This is a genomic window from Thermoanaerobacterium thermosulfurigenes (genome assembly GCF_051201035.1).
Lineage (GTDB): Bacteria > Bacillota > Thermoanaerobacteria > Thermoanaerobacterales > Thermoanaerobacteraceae > Thermoanaerobacterium > Thermoanaerobacterium thermosulfurigenes.
Window position 1 is genome coordinate 1 of record NZ_JBPODR010000065.1, and the last position, 2,750, is coordinate 2,750.

Sequence of the window (2,750 nt, forward strand, 5' to 3'; positions counted from 1 at the left end):
CCTATGGTTAATATTGTTATAGTGTAACAACATATTAAATACCATAAAAGCGAGCATTTGTCTCTATTTTTTATTAAATTTTTTCATGTAAGTTTATTATGGTAATTTATGTTAGTGAATTTTCTCATCTATAGGTATTTTAGTTATTGTTTGGCGAATAGATATGATAATATTTTTTAATTTTTATAAAATATATCTGCGAAATTAGCGAAAAAAGCGAAATAATAGATATATAGCGGTTTTCAAGTCTGTTTTATATTGCGAATTAAGTGCGAAAAAAGATTAAAAGGTAAAAAGCTAATTATCGATAAAAGATAGAAACTTTTTTCGCATATATTGCGCAGTTTTTTCACTGCTTCAACTCTGCTTTTAAACTGCTTTTTCGCTTAATTCGCTTTTTTCGCAACTATACTCCATATTTTTTTTGTTCTGCCTCCTGTAGCTTGCTTTACACAAACTATCTTACGTTCTTTTGATAATTCCCTTAATGCTCTTGAAATTATTTTTGCATCTACGTGCCTTTGAAATATTTCACTATTTATTTCTGCCTGTGACATTGGTCTTTTTTTAAGACCTTCCAATATCTTTATCATAATTGGATCATCTTCTTCATCGTCACCAAAGAAGTATTCTACCGATTGTTTGCATCTTTCCCATATAGCCAACGCCGATATAATGTGTTCTGGTCGTATCTCTTTTGATTTATCTAATACTGCATATAGCATCGATAACCTTAAAGTCTGTGCCTCTGCACGTCCTAAAACTTTTCCGATTATCCCTTTTTTAGTGTGCCTTAAATCTTTATATGCTTCTGCCCATATAGCTTCAGCCTTATTATTGCGTTTCAATTTCTGCTCCTCTGGCTTTAAGTGCCTTATCCATTCTAAAACGTCATTCACTTTTAAAACTAAATTGTTGTATATTGCATCTGGTATTTCTGGACCTTCTGGTAAAAGCTTATTACTCTGAATACAAACAAACAAAAATCGATTTGCGAACCCATTGAATAAATCCACATCTGCAAGGTATCGATCCAACTCTTCAGGTGTTATATGCCCAATAATGCTAATATGCGGTTCTGTAGCTTTTATGGCATTATTTTTTTGAAGTCCTTGAAGGTTTTTCCCATCCCATGCTTGCCTTATAGCTGGTGATAGTGTGTTACCTTCTCTTTGCATTACACGCAAAACACTCGCAAATTCACCTTCAACCACCATCAGCCTTTTATCTTCTACTCCTTCATCTACTAATACCGTTTCTATCTCATGTGTTTTTTTATTTGTTTCTTTTTTGTATATTGGATCTCTGACATGGTATGCTAAACCTTCACCGCTTACCAATCCGCTTTTATTGCAATTTTTAGCCCATTGAGGATCAACTCTATTAAATAATTCGAATATTGGATCCCATGATGTGCCTTTTCGACCTGTAGAAGTATCACCGATTAACAGTGCATCAAAATTTAAGCAATGCTTTGTTTTATTTACAACAGTGTAAACTTGACGTCCTACTACATTTCCAAACGCTACTAAAAAATTTATCAGTAATGCGTTTTTGTCTGCTTCTGTATATGGTTCTATGGCTTTTACTACTTCACCTGCTAATCCTCTAAAGGCTTCTTCTTTAAAATCGTCAGGCCATGGCACTGCTTCCTTCTGTAATTCTTCTTGCGTCTCATTTTCTTCTTGTTTGTCTTCTTTCTGTAGATCGTCTGATAATATGCCATCTTTTTCTGCTTCTTCTAATAATGCCATCATCTCATTTTCTTTTTCTTCTCTTGTCGCCATTTTTTGACCTCCTTAATAACGTCAAGCTGTTCCTTTAATGAACCATTTCTTAATGTGTCAATCCAATATTCAATCAGGTCTTGATATTTGCAGGCTTCAACAAATGCTTCCAAATCCATATCGTCAGGTATTTCAACTAATGATTTTATCTTCGTATATGCTTGAAATAGCTTGCAAAGATAGTCATACGTTTCATCATATTTGCTCTTAAAATTCTTAAGTAGACTATTAAATTTTTGCCTTTTAATAGCTTTCTTCTGGATTTCCTTATTAGGCTTAATTCGCGATAAAGGTATGCCAAAGTCATTCGCCAGCTTTTCAACTGCTTCTAATGGCGTAATATTAAAATATCTTGCTGTAAAATCTATAACATCGCCATGTGCTTGGCATCCAAAGCAATGATAGACATCTTCATATATTGCTAAGGAAGGATTCTTATCTGCATGAAATGGACATACTATGAAGTAATGTGACCCCTTTTTTACAGGCATAAAACCGTAAAGTTCTATAGCCTGTAATAGGGAAATATTAGATTTGACATATTCAAACATATTACATATAGTATTATTAGTGCACAATTTATTTTTTTTATTTGCCATAGATTTTTCTATGGTATTTTTGTCCATTGCAGATCCCTTCCTTAATTAACATAAAGGCTGTTTTAACTTGATTTTTTCCAGCCGCCATCGAAAGCTTTTCCGCCATTGTCAATCCATTCTAATAATTTATCGGGATCGACTCTTAGCTGGCGTCCTACATGAACAACAGGCAAAATGCCTTCTCTTGCCAAAGCATATACTCTGTCTTCTTTTAAATCTAATATTTCTGCCACTTCAGGAAGTTTTAATAATTTTTTATTCATTTTACACAGAGATTTCGCATTTAAAAATTTATAGAGTGATAAACACGTTGATTTATATAATTTAACTAAGAGCAGCTAGAAATATGTGATTTTCCGTTTTT

The 2,750-nt window shown here is 33.1% G+C and carries 3 protein-coding genes; all 3 read right to left on the minus strand.

Annotation, left to right across the window (positions count from 1 at the left end):
- Window positions 1-386 precede the first annotated feature (386 nt).
- The 3 genes from HNR52_RS12105 to HNR52_RS12115 all read right to left on the minus strand — a co-directional run bounded on the left by HNR52_RS12105 (window position 387) and on the right by HNR52_RS12115 (window position 2,649).
- Window positions 387-1,787, minus strand: a complete 1,401-nt coding sequence (locus HNR52_RS12105) for a DUF3987 domain-containing protein (RefSeq protein ID WP_435620728.1) — start codon at window positions 1,785-1,787, stop codon at window positions 387-389.
- Window positions 1,754-2,338: a CHC2 zinc finger domain-containing protein gene (locus tag HNR52_RS12110; RefSeq protein WP_435620729.1), complete on the minus strand. Its 585-nt coding sequence runs from the start codon at window positions 2,336-2,338 to the stop codon at window positions 1,754-1,756. Before HNR52_RS12110 ends, HNR52_RS12105 begins: the two co-directional genes overlap by 34 nt.
- 110 nt (window positions 2,339-2,448) lie before the next feature.
- Window positions 2,449-2,649 carry a helix-turn-helix domain-containing protein gene (locus tag HNR52_RS12115; protein ID WP_435620730.1) on the minus strand — a complete coding sequence of 67 codons (201 nt, stop codon included), beginning with the start codon at window positions 2,647-2,649 and terminating at the stop codon, window positions 2,449-2,451.
- Window positions 2,650-2,750: the final 101 nt, after the last annotated feature.

Bases quoted from the DNA above. Each gene is read 5' to 3' on its own strand.
- HNR52_RS12110 (WP_435620729.1), bottom strand. From the start codon at position 2,338: ATGTTTGAATATGTCAAATCTAATATTTCCCTATTACAGGCTATAGAA.
- HNR52_RS12115 (WP_435620730.1), bottom strand. From the start codon at position 2,649: ATGAATAAAAAATTATTAAAACTTCCTGAAGTGGCAGAAATATTAGAT.
- HNR52_RS12105 (WP_435620728.1), bottom strand. From the start codon at position 1,787: ATGGCGACAAGAGAAGAAAAAGAAAATGAGATGATGGCATTATTAGAA.